Here is a 14,876-nt window from a genome sequence, read left to right as displayed (position 1 = left end):
GGGAGGAAAATCATGGCCTATGCCTGCGAAGCCTATGTCGCCCCCGATCAGCACATGTGCGGCGAAACCCATTGCACCCGCCTCGCCGACACCAGCGAGGATACCGCCTGGTGCAAATGCCTGGACTGGCAGGGCAACAAGATCCCCAATTGCGAGCCGAAGGGCTCCACGGTCCCGATCAAATCCTATTCCTGCTACAACCAGGCGACGGGCGAGCAGCGCAACATCAGCGAGGATGCCTGCCAGGACTTGCGCGACCGCGACCGCAACTGGAAATGGTCGGCGTGCTATTGCTGCTGTTCGTGTTTCGCCTGGGATACCAAGATCCGCGTGTCCGAAACCGAGGTCCGCTTCATCCAGGACATCGAGGAAGAGGACGAGATCCTGGCGGCCTGGATCGAACCCAACCCGGACGGCACGGTCAAGGTGACCTGGAAGCCGCGGCTGGTCGGCTATAGCGACGGCACCTCGCCCTCGTCGCAGCCGCAGACCATGGTCATGATCCAATACGGCGAGGACGGCGAGCTGATCGCGACCCCGGACCAGCTCATGCTGATGCCCGACGGCCGCCTGAAGGACGCCAAGCGGCTGGTCCCGGGCGACCTGATGGTCGACGACGACGGCCGGCCGGTGGCCGTCAACAGCGTCCACCTCGGGGAATACAGCGGCGGGATCCAGCACCTCGGCCTCGGCCCGGTGCCCGAGGACACGAATGTCCCCGTCAGCGGCAACCTCTTCAGTGCCAACGGCATCATCGTCGGCGATTTCTGGCTTCAGGTCACCCATGGCGCCGAGCCGGAGTCGGAGGGCAAGACCCTGGTCGCCGGCCATTCGGCCCTGCCCATGATCGGCTCCGAAGCCTATGCCACCGCCCGCTCCGGCGATGCCGACCTGTTCTCCGCCCGGCAGCCGGGCTATGAGCCCCGCCCGGTCCGCAATCGCAATTTCCGCGGTTACGAAGCACGGGCCGCCCTGAACATCCCGGCCAACGCCAGCCTCTATGTGACGCCGGCCCAGGCCGAGGCCATCGCCCAGGCGCCGCACTACCCTCTGTCGATGGATTACAATCTCGCCGATTTCCGCTGGCTGCAGAAGGCGCTCCAGCCCTTCTTCCCGGACATCAACATCTATCTCGAATGGTCGGACGAAGTGCCGAACCTCTATGCCTTCGAACTGTTCGGGCAGAAGACCCTTTACGTCTCGGGCCGGATTCTTCGCACCCATGAGATGTACTGGCAGGGCCTGGCCGCGATCCTCGCCCATGGCATCGCCGTCTTCTACGCCGGCAAGGGGGCGGAGGGGCAATACCCCTGCGTCGCCCAGGCCGACAGTTTCGGCATCGGCTATGTCCTGCGGACCGCCTTCGATCCCAACTGGGGCGAGACCGCGAACGGCGGCTACGCCCAGGTCCGCACCTTCTTCGGCCATATCCCCGAAGACCTGCGCGGCGGCGATCCCGACAATCCGTGCCGCCTGCCCGCGGTGAACTGCCGGCTTCAGGCGATGGAGGCCGCGATCATCGGCCGCCCGCTGCCCGCCTGCGCCGGGGTGCCGCAGAAGGGCCGCCTGGAACTGAAGCGTGCCACCTTCGAGATCATCGAGGATGTGCCCAGCGTCAAGGTGTCGTTCAGCGAGGCGGTCGGCCCCTCGGCCGAAATCCTGGGCAATTACACGATCACGCCGGAAACGGTGATCACCACCGCACTCCGGGATGCGGACGACCGCACCCTCGTCGTCCTGACCGTAACCCTGCCCGATCCGGCGGCGGGCGAATACGAGCTTTCGGTCCAGAACATCCTCGCCGCCGACGGCTCGACCCTGAACGCCCTGGCACGCACGGCCTATTTCGTCGTCGAGGCGGAGGAGGAGCAATGATCGGCCAGCACCAGGGCGACGTGACGGGCGGCCCTCAGGCGGCGGCCCCCCCGGACGAGGACACGGTCGGCCGGCGCTGCCGGGAACTGGCCGACATGCTGAACCTCGCCGCCCCCGTCCCCGTCGACGTGCTCGAGGCGGCGGTGCGGGACGAGGCCTATGCCCAGCGCCTTCTCGCCACGCGGCGCAACCCCCGGGCGCTGGACTTCCTCCTGAAGCACCCGCCGAAGGCGGCCGGGCGCTCGAACGGCGAACTGGTCCGCGCGGCCGCCCTCGCCTTCCTGCGCTGGGGCAAGGTCGGCTTCGCCACCGTCGACGGCGAGACGCTGGCGCGGCGGCGCGACGCCTGCCTCGCCTGCCCGCATCTGGCCGATCCGCCGGACAGCACGCTCTACCGCCTCGCGGCAGCGCGCGACTCCCGCAAGATCTGCGGCTCCTGCGGCTGCGTCGTCTGGTCGAAAACGCGGCTGCCGACCGAGGCCTGCCCGCAAGCGCATCCGGACGATCCCCGGCTGAACCGCTGGGGCGAGCCCCGGCGGGCGGCAGCCGGCGCCGCGTCAGACCCGAAGAGCATCCCGACGTAACGACAGCCGGCGAAAAAGGGGAACGGCATGGCGGATATTGTATTGGTTACAGGCGGGGCGGGCCTCATCGGCAGCCATCTGTGCGAGCGATTGCTGTCGATGGGCCGCCGCGTCATCTGTCTCGACGATTTCTCGAGCGGCAGCAGCCGGAACATCCGCCACCTGAAGCCGAAGGCCCGCTTCGCGGTGCTGCACCACGACGTCACCCAGCCCCTCGATCTGGAGGTCGGGCAGATCTTCAACCTGGCCTGCCCGGCCTCCCCCCGCCAATACCAGCGCGATCCGGTCTCGACCGTCCTCACCTCGGTCATCGGCACCAAGAACATGCTCGACCTGGCGCGGCGGACCGGCAGCCGCCTGCTCCAGGCCTCGACCTCGGAAGTCTACGGCGATCCCGCCGTCCATCCGCAGGACGAGAACTATCGCGGCAATGTCAGCACCATCGGCCCGCGCGCCTGCTACGACGAGGGCAAGCGCTGCGCCGAGACGCTCTGCGCCGACTACCGACACCGCCACGGCGTAACCGCCGGGATCGCCCGCATCTTCAATACCTACGGCCCGCGCATGCATCCGGACGACGGCCGGGTGGTCTCGAACTTCATCCTCCAGGCCCTGACCGGGGCGCCGCTCACGATCTTCGGCGACGGCCGCCAGACCCGCAGCTTCTGCCATGTCGACGATACGGTCGACGCCCTCCTGGCCTTCATGGCGGCCGGCCCCGCCACGCTCGGCCCGATCAACCTCGGCAATCCCGAGGAAATCAGCATGATCGATCTCGCGGAAAGGATCCTCGCCCTCACCGGGTCGCGCTCGCGCCTCGAATTCCACCCCCTGCCCGGCGACGATCCCTGCCGCCGCCGCCCCGACATCACCCGCGCCCGGACCGAACTGGGCTGGAGACCGCGCATCGCGCTCGACGAGGGCCTGACCCGCACCATCGCCTATTTCGAAGACCTGCTCAGCGAAACCGGCACCGTTGCCGCCACGCCCGTCCCCGGGCCCGGCGCCTTCCCGGCGGGAATCGTCCATGTCGACGCGGAGCTTTGACCTCGCCTTCGACGGGATCGCCATCGCCACCGAGATCCTGCACCGCCGGCCGGCGCGGATCGCGGCGGCGGTCGCCGCCCTCGACCCCGACCGCCTGCTGGTGCTGACCGACGACCGCGTGCTCGATGCCTGCGGCGGGGCCCTGCTGCCGCTGCTGCGCGAGCTTTGCCCGGTGCTGGTGCTCTCGGGGCCGGACGGCGAAGGGCTGAAATCGCTCGGCCATCTCTCGGCCTGCCTCGAACAGGCGCTGGCCTGGGGGGCGACGCGGCGGTCGGTCGTGGTCGGCTTCGGCGGCGGCGTCGTCGGCAATCTCGCCGGTCTCGCCGCCGCCCTGCTGTTCCGCGGCCTGCGCCTCGTGCAGGTGCCGACGAGCCTGCTCGCCATGCATGATTCCGTGCTGTCGCTGAAGCAGGCGGTCAACAGCGCCGCCGGCAAGAACCTGATCGGCACCTATTACGTGCCGGAGCGCATCCTGATCGACACCGGCTTCCTCGACAGCCTGCCGTTGCGGGAATGGCGCTCGGGCATGGCGGAAGCGGTGAAGAACGCCCTGGCGGTCCGGCCCGCGATGCTGCCCCGGCTGAAGGAGATGCTGACCCCCGCCCTCGACCTGTCGCCGGCGGACCGGCACTGGCTGCTGGAAACCTGCCTCGACGCCAAATGCGAGGTCATGGCCGCCGACCGCTGCGAGAAGAAGGCCGCGATCGTGCTCGAATACGGCCATACGGTCGGCCATGCCGTCGAACTGGCGGCGGCGCGGCATGCGGCGGTCGGCGCGATCAGCCACGGCGAGGCGGTCGGCCTCGGCATGCTGGCGGCGGCCCGGGTCGCCGCCAGCCGCTGCGGCCTGCCCGCCGCCGACGCCGACCTGCACCGCGACCTGCTGGCGCGGATGGGGGCGCCCCTGGAACTGCCGCCCGCCCTGGCGTCGGCGGACGTCATGGCCCTGGTCGCGCGCGACAACAAGCGCGGTTACATCCGGCCGGGCGACGGTGCGGCGGCCATGGTGCTGCTGGAGGGGATCGGCAAGGTTGCCGGCGATCCCGCCCTGCCCCTGCTGCCGGTCGACCTGTCCCTGATCGAGCGCTGCCTGCGCCCGCCGCCCGCGGCCGCCGGCATCCGCGCCCGCGCGGACGAGGCGGTCGACGTCTTCATGATCACGGACGGGCGGCGCGGCTTCGGCCCGGCCGCGATCGCAAGCGTGCTCGGCCAGTCCTATCGCGGCCCGATCGATCTCTGGCTGATCGAGGACGGCGGCGACAATGCCCGCCCCTGGTGCGAGGCGCTGACGCTGCCGGCCCATGTCCGCCTTCGCCACCGGCGGCTCGATGCCGCCGGCACGCATCCGCTGGTCCGGGTCAGCCGGCTGCGGAACCGGGCGACCGGCCTCGGCACGGCGCCCCTGATCGCCTTCATCGACGACGACAACCTGTGGGAACCCGGGCATCTCGCCTCGCTGGCCCGGAGCCTGCGGCGGAGCGGCGCCGCCGCGGCGCACAGCTGGCGCCGGCTGATCGACGGCCGCGGCCGCCCCGTCGTCCCGCGCCGTTTCCCCTGGCGCCACCCGGACGATCCGATGGCGGCGGGCCTGCTCGACGCCTGCCGCCGGACCGGGATCTTTTCCGAGCGGGACGCCGTCGTCCGCGACCGCGTTTCCGCCCCCTGCGACGGCGAGGATTTCGGCATGGTCGACATGGGCGAATGGCTGCTGCGCCGCTCGCTCTTCGAGTGCTTCCGTTTCGCCGAGGATTACACGGCGGACGAACGCGCCGCCATGGTCGGGGAGGACGACAAGCTCCTCCGCCACCTGCGGGCGAACGGCATCGCCACCGTCTGCACCGGGCGGGCGACGCTGCGCTACCGGCTGGGAGGATTTTCCAATGCCTGGACCTGACGGCGATCGCCGGCGCCACGACAACAGGAGCCGCGCGCGGCGGGAATATGCCGCCGGGGCCGTCACGCTCGCCGCGCGCCCGCGCTTCCTGATCGTCGAGCTGACCCGGAAATGCAACCTGTCCTGCGACATGTGCCGCCCGCCGTCTCTCAACCGCAGCGCCGGCTCGATGGCGCCCGAATTGTTCGAGCGCCTGGCCGCCGAACTGTTTCCCTATGCCGAGGTCGTCGACCTGCGCGGCTGGGGGGAAAGCCTGATCCTGCCCGATTTCGAGGCCCGCCTCGCCCGGACGGCGGCGAGCGGCGCCGCCGTCCGCATCGTCACCAACCTCTCCTTCGAGCGGCCGGCGGTGCTGGACGCGCTGGCCGCCGCCGGGGCCTATGTCGGCGTCTCGCTCGACGGCGCGACCGCGGCCACCCTGCGGCACCTGCGCCGCGGCGCCCGCCTCGACCTGATCGAGCGGAACCTGCTCCATCTCTCCGGCGCCCTGGCCCGGCACGGCTTCGGCGACCGGCTCTGCCTTTACGTCACCTGCCAGGCGCCCAACCTCGATGAACTCGGCGCCATCGTCGATCTGGCCGGGCGCTGCGGCGTCGGCGATATCCGCTTCGCCCCGGTCACCGGCGCCGCCGGCACGGCGCTGGCCCTGCCGGACGATGTCGCCCGCCTGCGCGCCGCCGTGGCGGCGGCGGAACAGCGGGCGGCGCATTGGGGGATCAGGGCCAGCCTGACCGCATCGCTGGTCGACTGGCCGGCGCCGGTGCCCGGGGACAGCGCCTGCCTTCACCCCTGGACCCATTGCTATATCGCCGCCGACGGCCGCATCGGCTTCTGCGACCACCTGATCGGGCCGGCGGGCGATCCCTATCTCATGGGCGACCTGAACGCCGCCGGTTTCGAGGCGATCTGGAACGGCCCCGCCTGGTGTGCGCTGCGCCGGGAACACCTGGGCGCGCGCGCGCCGACCGCGCCGCAGTTCGACGAATGCGCCTGGTGCTACCGCAACCGCCACCTCGACAGCGAGGACCTGCTGGAACCGGCCCTGTGCGATAAGCGCCTGCTGCTGTCGAAAGTCACCTGGCCATGACCGACCGGCACCCCGCCCTCTCCATCGTCATCCCGGTCCGCAACAAGGCCGCGGTCATCGCCCGGGTGATCGACGCCGCCGCCCGCCAGAGCCTGGCGACCGAGCGCTATGAGATCCTCGTCATCGACGACCATTCGGACGACGGCAGCGGTGCCCTGATCGACCGGATCGTGGCGGGTTACGGCAACGCGCGCCGGGTGCCCCGCGCGCCCGGCCCCGCCGGCGCCGCCCTGACCCGGAACTCGGGCATCGCCGTCGCCCGCGGCGACTGGCTGCTGCTGCTCGATGCCGATGTCGTGGTCCATCCCGAACTCTGCGCCGATTGCCTGGCCTGGGCGGGGGTCGAGGACAAGGTCGGGCTGGTCCCGACCTATGGCTCGTCGACCACCGACGACCTCTGGCCGCTGCTGGCGCCGCCGCCGCCCCGGGTCGGCGCGCTGGCGGCGGGGCCCTGGCAGCATGTCGCCGATGCCCGCCGCGCGCCGGAGGGACTGAAGGCACCCTGGGTGTTCTTCTGGACCACGGCGGTTCTCGTGGCGCGCCGCCGCCTGCTCGCGCTTGGCGGCTTCGACGAAGCCCTGGCCGCCAAGGGCTCGGAGGATATCGAACTCGGGTACCGCCTGCATCAGGCCGGCGGGCGCTTCGGCATGGTGGCCACGGCGCCGGTCCTGCACCTGCCGCACCGGCGCGACCGCAAGGCCGAGGAAGCGACCGACCGCGCCCACGAGCGCCACATGCTGGCCAAGCACCGCAGCCTCGCCATGGAAATGCTCTGCGCCTTCGATGCCGGCCATGCCGAGGCCGCCCTTGCCCGCCTCGGGCCCCTGCGCCCGGCGGCGGCCCTGGCCGGCTTCTGGTCCGGCCTGCCGCCGCACGGGCGGGATTTCGGCCGCGCGCTCGGCTTTTTCGCCGGGGCTGCGGATTTCCGGGCGTGGCTCGGCCCGGCCTTGCCCCTCGACCATGGGACGGCGGGGGATACAGGGGGGAGCGAGCCGTTCTTCGGCCTCGCCCTGCCCTACGACGACGGCGCTTTCGACACCGCCGTCATCCCGGACCTGCGCGGCGCCTTGCCCGAAGCCCTGATCTGCCGGCTGTTCCAGGAAGCCCGGCGGGTGGCGGACACACTGATCTACCTGCGCATCGATCCGCCGCCCGGTGCGGGCGCGCCGCTGCCGGACAGTACCGCCGCCGCTTTCGACCGCCCCTATTGGGAACGGACGATCCGCCTCAGCCGCCACTATCACGACTGGCGCGCGGAGGAACTCGCGACATTGCACCATCGCGACGGCATCAGCACCTGCACCCTGGTGCGCGTTTCGGAAAGCACGGCGGATAAGGGGAATGCGCCATGACCGGACCCCATCCCTCCCCCGCCGATTTCTACGATCCCGACCTTTACGAGCTGAAGCTGGGCCCGGGCCCGCGGGTCGCCGACCTCTATCTCCCCCTCGCGCTCGAGGAGGGCGGCCCGGTGCTCGAACTCGGCTGCGGAACCGGGGACGTTCTCCTGCCCCTGGCCCGGGCCGGCATCGCCTGCTGCGGCATCGACCTTGCCCCCGCCATGCTGGCCCGCGCGGCAACGCGGATCGCGGCCGAGGACGGGGCGACGCGGGCAAGGCTCGAACTCGTCGAAGCCGCCATGACGGATTTCGCCCTCGGCCGGAAATTCCGCCAGATCTTCTTCACCAACGACGTCATCGGCCATCTGCTTGACAACGACGCCCTGATCGCGGCTTTCGCCCGGGCCGCGCATCACCTGCTGCCGGGCGGGCGCGTGATCGCCGACGTCACTGCGGTCGAGGCCGCCTATCTGGCCCGGGCGCGCGACCCCTGGGCCCAGGCCCCGCGCCACCGCGGGCGCACGGCCCTGGCCGACGGCGGCCGGCTCGACGTCTACGAGCGCACCGAATATTGCGAAGAAACCTGCCGGCTGACCGCCCATTTCCGCTACGAGCGGATCGAGGCCGACGGCACCATCGGCCGCGCCTGGACCCGGGTCCTGCACCTGCGGCCGCGCCACCCGGAGGAAATCATCCTGGCGCTGCGGCTGGCCGGCTTTCCCGCACCCACCTGCCGCCCCGTCGCCCGGGGCGCGGGCGACCGGGCCTATCTGATCACCGCCCGCGCCCCCGCCGGCCCGGGGGAGGACGCGCCATGCTGAGCGACTGGGTCGAGACCGCCTGGACCCGGCACGCCGACGGTTCCCTCTTAGGCCGGCCGCTCCGCCCCCTGCCGGATGTCCTGCAACGGCTCGACGGGCGCCGCGGCACCTTGCCGGGGGACCTCAGCCCGCGGGCACGGCAGGGGCGCGCCATCCGCCTGCTGGCCGGCGCCGGCTATGGCGCGGAGGGCCGGCTGGCGGGCGATGTCGCCATGTCGTTCGATCCGGCCGGGCAGCGCTTCACCATCGCCGCCGCCGAGGCCCGCGCCCTGGAACAGCGCTGGCGCGAGACCCCGCTCGCCGCCACGCCCGGTCCCGTCCCGGTGCCGGCCGGGATCGGCGGCAAAATCGACGCCCTGCCGCTCTCGCCCGCCCTCGCGGCGCGGCTGCGCGCAGCGGGCCAGGACCTGCTGGCGGGCAGCGAGCGCAGGCTCTGGGCCGGCGGCGGCGGCGCCCTGGTGCCGGGCGCGCTGCCGGATGCGGTCGTCTTCCATGACGATGCGCTGCCCGTGCCGCTCACCCTGATGATCGAAACCACCACCGCCTGCAATTTCCGCTGCGGCTTCTGCTATGGCCGCCATGTCGCGCAAGGGGTGATGAAACCGGACGCCTTCCTGGCCGTCCTCGAACATTTGCCGGCGCTGGCGGCGGTGGAATTCACCGGCGAGGGGGAACCGCTGCTGAACCGGCATGTCCCCGACATGATCCGCGCCGTCAAGGCCCGGGGCGCCTGGGTCCACCTGACCACCAACGGCTCGCGGATGACGCGGGAACGGGCGGGGATGATCGTCGACCTCGGCATCGATACGGTCGCCACCTCGATGGAAAGCCTGGACGCGGCGCGTTTCGCCCGGCTGCGCCCCGGCGGCGACCTGGCCGAGGTGCAGCGGGCGATGGCCCTGCTGGTCGAGGAGCGCCGCCGCCGCGGGCGCGGGCCGGACCTGCTGCTGTGGGTCACCCTGCTGCGCTCCACCCTCGGCGAGATCGACGCGTTTCTCGATTATGCCGGGTCGGCGGGCTTCGCCCGGGTCGAATTCCAGGTGTTGAACGGGCTTGCCGCCTATCGCCGCTTCTACGATGCCGATCTCGCCGCCGAACTGCTGACCGGGGCCGAGCTTCGGCAGCACCGGGACCGGCCCACCACCTCTTCCCGGACGCGGCAGGTGATCGACGACCTGCTGGCGATCCAGGCCGGGCGCCGCTGCGATATCTTCATGGGCGCGCTGACGGTCGACTGGCGCGGCCAGGTGATGCCTTGCCGCCTGCTGAAATCGCCCCAGCACCCGAGTGCCGGCGACCTCGGCCGCCTGTCCCTCGACGAGATCTGGCACGACCCGGGTTTCGCCGAGTTCCGCTTCGCCCTGCAGCACGGGGTCGTCCTCAATGCCTGCGACGGCTGCGCCTATGTCGCCGGGGCCTGAGGGGCGCCGCGCCCGCGCGGTCTATTTCGACGTCGATTCCTTTTCCTTCGAGGGGTTCAGCAACGGCGCCACCATCCAGTATCGGGAAATGCTGCGCCGTTTCCAGGCCCGGGGCCTCGATGCCGCGGTGGTCACCGTCGGGCAGGCCGCCGCCTCCCCCTGGGCGGCCGAGGGTACGGAAGCCCCCGCCCCGCGCTGGCATTTCGACCAGGGCATCGCGATCGGCGAATATCTGCTGCCCGCCGATCCGGCGACCGACCCGGCCCTGTACCGGCGGACGATCGCCGGCGCCGTCGCCGCGGCAGCGCCCGACCTCGCCATCGTCCACACGCCCCCCGCCCGCCTGGAGGAGGCGGAACTCGCCCTGTTCGAAGTCCTGGCCGGAACCCGCGCCGCCCGCCTCTGCTTCGTGCCGGACAGCCATTTTCCGGCGCCGGGGCGGACCCCGCCGGCCATGCTCGCCCGGCTGGCGGCGGCGCTCCGCGCCTTCACCCTGGTCGCCCCCAGCCGCTTCATCGCCGAGGCGGTGTCGGCGGCGGGACTGGGGCCGTGCCGGGTCTTCGCCAATGTCTTCGACCGGCAAGCCATTCTCGCCCGCGGGCGGGCGGGGGAATTCGTCACCTTCATCAACCCCCACCCGATGAAGGGCGTCGAGATCTTTCTCGACATCGCCCGCCGCCTGCCGCACCGGCGGTTCCAGGTGATCCGCACCTGGCCCTATCCCCCGGTCTTCACCTGCGACCTGCCCAATGTCGAGGTCCGCCCCTTCAGCCCGGCGGTGGCCGAGGTCTGGCGCCGCGCCGCGGTCCTGATCGTGCCCTCCCTCTGTCCCGAAGGGTTCGGGCGGATCATCGTCGAGGCCCAGTTGAACGGCATTCCCGTGATCGCCCATGCCGGCGGCGGCGTGCCGGAGGCGGCGGGAAGCGACGCCTTCCTGATCCCGCCGCCCGCCACCCGCGGCGACCCGGTCTTTCCCGAGATCTCGGCGGCGGAAAGGGCGCGCAGCGTCGCCGCCTTCTGCACCCATATCGAAGCCGTCTTCGCCGGCGCCGGCAACCGCGCGGCGGCCCGGGCCCATGCCCGGCGCTGGCTGCGCCGGGGCGAGCGCGACACGGCGCGGCTGGTGGCCCCCTTCGCCCGGCCGGGCAACCGGCCCCCCTCGCTCCTGGTGCTCGCGCCCCATCCGGATGATGCGGCCTTTTCGGTCGGCGGGCTGGTCCGGGCCTGGCGCGGGCCGAAGACCGTGCTCACCGTATTCGGCCGTTCCAATTTCACCAGGGCCGGGGGCTTCACGGCGGCGGAACCGGTCTCGCACTGCCGCCGGCAGGAGGACGAGGCCTATTGCCGCCGGGTCGGCGCCAGCCTCGACGCCCTGGACCTGCCCGAGGCATCGCTGCGCCGGGCGCCGGACTGGGCGGCGATCTTCGGCCGCCAGCCCGAGCGCTATGGCGCCTGCGACCGGGCGGCCCGCGATGCGCTCGACGCCCGGCTCGGCGCCGTCCTGGCCACGCCGCCGGACCTTGTGCTGGTGCCGGCCGCCCTCGGCGATCACGCCGACCATCTTCTCGTCCGCGACGCGGCCCTGGCCGGGCTGCGGGAGACCGGCGCATGCTTCGCCTTCTACGAAGACCTGCCCTATGCCGCCGACCTCGCGGCGCCAGAGATCCGCGAGGCGATCGCCGGCCTGACGCCGGCGCCGGCCGTGGTGCATGTCCCGCTCGGCGCCGGCCTCGCGGCCAAGCTCGACGATGCCGCCTGCTATGCCAGCCAGGTCGACGCCACGGTCCTCGAGGCCCTGGAGCGCCACGCCCGGCGCTGGCCCGCGCCGGCCGAACGGCTGTGGGGCGAAGGGCCGCTCGCCAGCCTGATCGCCCGCGGCCTCGCCCCCGATCCGGCAGCGGCGCCATGAGGATCGCCTTCCTGACCGATTTCCTGGGCACCATGGCCGGGACCGAGGCTTCGATCTGCGAGGCCGCCTGCTGCCTGCGCGCTGCCGGCCATGCGGTGGCCGTGGTCGTGTTTCCGCGGGACGAGCCGCCGCACCGACATTGGCTGGCGGTGCTGGCCCGGGCGGGGGCCGATGTCGCCGTGCTCGACCGGGCGGACGAAGCCCTGGCCGCGGCCGAAGCCTGGCGCCGGCTGGCGGCCTGGCGTGTCGATATCGTCCATGCCATTCCCATGGGCCGCTTCATGCTGAGCTGCCTTGCCGCCGACAACCGCCCCGCCTGCCCCGTGGTCGCGACCGAAACCAGCGAAGCCAGCCCGCGCTGCACCTGGTACGAGCCGGCGACCTTTCCCCGCATGGCCGTGCTCGATGCCATCGTCGCCCCCTGCCATGCGGTCGCCCGCAACCTGCGCCGGCATTTCCGCTATCCCGGCCGCATCGAGGTCATTCCCCATCCGCTGCGCGTGCCCGAAGCCGCCATCCGCCCGCTGGACCCGGCACGGCTGGCGCAGCTCGGCCGGATCGGCTCGGTCACGCGGCTGCGGGTCGAGAAGGGCGTCGCCTTCCTGCTGGCGGCGCTGGCGCTGCCGACCACCCCCGGCTTCTGCCGGCTGTCGCTTTACGGCGAATGCGGCGAGCGTGAGCAGACCGCGGCCCTGATCCAGACCCTGGGCCTCGGCCGGCGCGTCACCATCGCCGGCCCGTTCCGGGGTGCGGCGGCGATGGAACGGATCCATGCCGCTCACCCGGTCATGGTGCTGTCATCGCTGTTCGAGGGCCTGCCCCTGGCGCTGCTGAATGCGATCGCCCGCGGCTGCCCGGTCATCGCGACCGATGTCGGCGGTGTCCGCGAGATCGTCGGCGACGACGCTGCCGGCATCGTCGTGCCGCGCGCCGATCCGACCGCCATGAGCCTCGCGATCCGCGCCATCGCCACCGATCCCGCCCGGGCCCTGGCGTGCAGCCGGGCCGGGGTCGAGATCTTCCGCGAGACCTTTCATGTCTCACGGGTGATGGCGCGGCTGGAACGCTTCTACCGGGACCTCGCCGGATGAGCGGGCCGCACCGCCTGCGCTGCGTCGAGACCGGCGCGCTGTTCGCGCCGCAGCCAGGCACGCTGGTCCATGCGCCGGTCGGGTATCCCTACCCCCAGATGGACGGCGTGCCCAGCCTGCAGACCCGCGCCCGCTCGGCAGCGGAACTGGACGCCCAGATCGATGCCATCCGCCGGGGCGGGCGGGACGCCGTGCTCGGCTGGCTGGCGGCGTGGTCGGCACGCCAGGGCTGTCGCCTGGATGCCCTCCGCCGGGTCGTGACCCCCGGCGCCCGCGGCGGCTTCCTGGCCGACTGGGCGGCCTATTGCGGCGCCGCGGACCATTATTTCCTCGTCCGCTGGGCCTGCCCGTCCTATCTCGCCACGCTCGCCTTTCTCGACGACATGGCCGGCAGGCGCATCGCCTGCCTGGCCAGCGGGGTCGGCCATCTGTCCAACCTGCTGCGGGCCGTGCGCCCCAGGCCGGCGCTGACCCTGCTCGACGGTAACCTGATCCACCTGCTGGTCGCCCGCGCCTATATGGCGCCCGGGGAACAGGCGATCTGCGCCGAACTCGACGATCCCCTGCCCCTGCCGGACGAGAGCTTCGATCTCGCCACCATGAACGACGCCTTCCATTACATCGACGCCAAGCTGTCCCTGCTGGCCGAGATGCGCCGAATCGTGACGCCGGACGGTGCCGCCCTGATCCTGCACATTCACGACCCGCGCGACCTGCGGGGCGAAACCGTGCCGGGCGCCCCCATCGCCCCGGTCGATTTCGCCCTCCTGGCACGGCAGGCCGGCTGGCGGCATTGCGCCTTCTATGCCGAAGCCGAACTGGCGGCAGGCGTCGTCCGCCACGGTGCCGCCTTCACCCCCCGGCCGCGGGCGGCCGCCGACCTGCCCCCCGGCCCCTATGCCGTCCGCCTGCTCAAGGGCGAGGTGTCCGCAACCCGCCCCTGGCGTCTCGCGGCCGGGCGGGACGGCCTGCGGCTCAATCCGATCTACCGCATGTCGGGCGACGGCCGGTACCGGCTGGACTGGCGCGGCTCGGCGCGCAACCAACTCGAATTCGGCCATACCCCCCTGCCGCCGGACCTGGCCCCGGACCCGGCGGCAGCCGATGCGGGCGACCTGTTCCGCCGCGGCATCCTGGTGCCCGATCCCGATGCCCATCAGCACACGAAAGGCGAGACCGATGACCGGCCGTAATGCGACAGAGATCGCCGCGCCCTGGCTCGACCGGCTGCGGCGGGTGCCGGGCTGGCTGGAGCCGGCGGAAGCCCTGCTCCTGCACGAGCTGGCCGGGCGCCAGCACCGGGCCGGCCGCTGCGTCGAACTCGGCAGTTACCAGGGGCGGTCCGCGCTGGCCCTGGCCTCGGCCCTGCCGGCCGGGCAGCGCCTGCTGTGCGTCGACACTTTCGCCGGTTCCGCCGAACACCAGCCCGGCGGCGCCTTCTTCGAGCCTTCGACCCTGGCGCCCGACGGCACGGTCAGCACCCTCGGCCTGTTCCGCCGCCATGTCGCGGCGGCGGGCCTCGACGACCGGGTGGAGACCTGGGCGATGCCGAGCCTGGCCGCCGCGGCCCGGTTCGAGGGGCGCGTCTCCCTGCTCTTCGTCGATGCCGATCATGCCTATGCCGGCGTCTCCGCCGATCTCGCCGCCTGGCGCCCGCACCTCGGCCCCGGGGCCGTGGTCGTGCTGCACGACGTCGGCGACTGGGAGGGGCCGACGCGCTGCGCCGCCGACCTGCTGGCCGCGGGCTTTTCCCGCCTCGCCCAGGGCGGCACCGCGCTGGCCCTGGCCGTGCCTGCGGGGGCATGAG

At 72.3% G+C, this 14,876-nt stretch carries 12 protein-coding genes; all 12 read left to right on the top strand.

Features of this window, described 5'->3' with window-relative positions:
• The first annotated feature begins 12 nt into the window (after positions 1 to 12).
• Genes DKG75_RS08390 through DKG75_RS08335 form a run of 12 tightly spaced genes read left to right on the top strand, consistent with a single transcriptional unit; the run spans position 13 to position 14,875 of the window.
• Entirely contained in the window at positions 13 to 1,875 is a 1,863-nt protein-coding gene (locus DKG75_RS08390; RefSeq protein WP_109920633.1) for a Hint domain-containing protein, read from the top strand.
• Positions 1,872 to 2,459, top strand: a complete 588-nt coding sequence (locus DKG75_RS08385) for a hypothetical protein (protein WP_109920632.1) — start codon at positions 1,872 to 1,874, stop codon at positions 2,457 to 2,459. Before DKG75_RS08390 ends, DKG75_RS08385 begins: the two co-directional genes overlap by 4 nt.
• 27 nt (positions 2,460 to 2,486) lie before the next feature.
• Positions 2,487 to 3,506 (top strand): UDP-glucuronic acid decarboxylase family protein, encoded by a 1,020-nt coding sequence (locus DKG75_RS08380; protein WP_109920631.1) that lies wholly within the window; start codon positions 2,487 to 2,489, stop codon positions 3,504 to 3,506.
• Complete coding sequence (locus DKG75_RS08375) at positions 3,487 to 5,400, top strand: 3-dehydroquinate synthase family protein (RefSeq protein WP_109920630.1); 1,914 nt, start codon at positions 3,487 to 3,489, stop codon at positions 5,398 to 5,400. The genes DKG75_RS08380 and DKG75_RS08375 overlap by 20 nt, the downstream gene beginning before the upstream one ends.
• On the top strand, positions 5,387 to 6,487 hold the full coding sequence (locus DKG75_RS08370) for a radical SAM protein (protein WP_109920629.1): 1,101 nt from the start codon (positions 5,387 to 5,389) through the stop codon (positions 6,485 to 6,487). Before DKG75_RS08375 ends, DKG75_RS08370 begins: the two co-directional genes overlap by 14 nt.
• Complete coding sequence (locus DKG75_RS08365; protein ID WP_109920628.1) at positions 6,484 to 7,839, top strand: glycosyltransferase family 2 protein; 1,356 nt, start codon at positions 6,484 to 6,486, stop codon at positions 7,837 to 7,839. Before DKG75_RS08370 ends, DKG75_RS08365 begins: the two co-directional genes overlap by 4 nt.
• A complete protein-coding gene (locus DKG75_RS08360) occupies positions 7,836 to 8,648 on the top strand; it encodes a class I SAM-dependent methyltransferase (RefSeq protein ID WP_109920627.1) in 813 nt (270 codons plus the stop codon). The genes DKG75_RS08365 and DKG75_RS08360 overlap by 4 nt, the downstream gene beginning before the upstream one ends.
• Positions 8,642 to 10,069, top strand: a complete 1,428-nt coding sequence (locus tag DKG75_RS08355; RefSeq protein ID WP_109920626.1) for a radical SAM protein — start codon at positions 8,642 to 8,644, stop codon at positions 10,067 to 10,069. The genes DKG75_RS08360 and DKG75_RS08355 overlap by 7 nt, the downstream gene beginning before the upstream one ends.
• Positions 10,053 to 11,978 (top strand): PIG-L family deacetylase, encoded by a 1,926-nt coding sequence (locus tag DKG75_RS08350; protein WP_109920625.1) that lies wholly within the window; start codon positions 10,053 to 10,055, stop codon positions 11,976 to 11,978. Before DKG75_RS08355 ends, DKG75_RS08350 begins: the two co-directional genes overlap by 17 nt.
• Positions 11,975 to 13,069 (top strand): glycosyltransferase family 4 protein, encoded by a 1,095-nt coding sequence (locus DKG75_RS08345; RefSeq protein WP_133636844.1) that lies wholly within the window; start codon positions 11,975 to 11,977, stop codon positions 13,067 to 13,069. Before DKG75_RS08350 ends, DKG75_RS08345 begins: the two co-directional genes overlap by 4 nt.
• Entirely contained in the window at positions 13,066 to 14,262 is a 1,197-nt protein-coding gene (locus DKG75_RS08340; protein WP_109920623.1) for a class I SAM-dependent methyltransferase, read from the top strand. Before DKG75_RS08345 ends, DKG75_RS08340 begins: the two co-directional genes overlap by 4 nt.
• The gene (locus DKG75_RS08335; RefSeq protein WP_109920622.1) at positions 14,249 to 14,875 is read left to right on the top strand and encodes a class I SAM-dependent methyltransferase; all 627 of its coding nucleotides are present in this window, start codon (positions 14,249 to 14,251) and stop codon (positions 14,873 to 14,875) included. The genes DKG75_RS08340 and DKG75_RS08335 overlap by 14 nt, the downstream gene beginning before the upstream one ends.
• Position 14,876: the final 1 nt, after the last annotated feature.

Source organism: Zavarzinia compransoris, from assembly GCF_003173055.1.
In the GTDB taxonomy this organism is placed as follows: Bacteria; Pseudomonadota; Alphaproteobacteria; order Zavarziniales; family Zavarziniaceae; genus Zavarzinia; species Zavarzinia compransoris.
The sequence above is the reverse complement of the archived record's forward strand: the minus strand, read 5'-3'. Positions and strand labels throughout refer to the sequence as shown.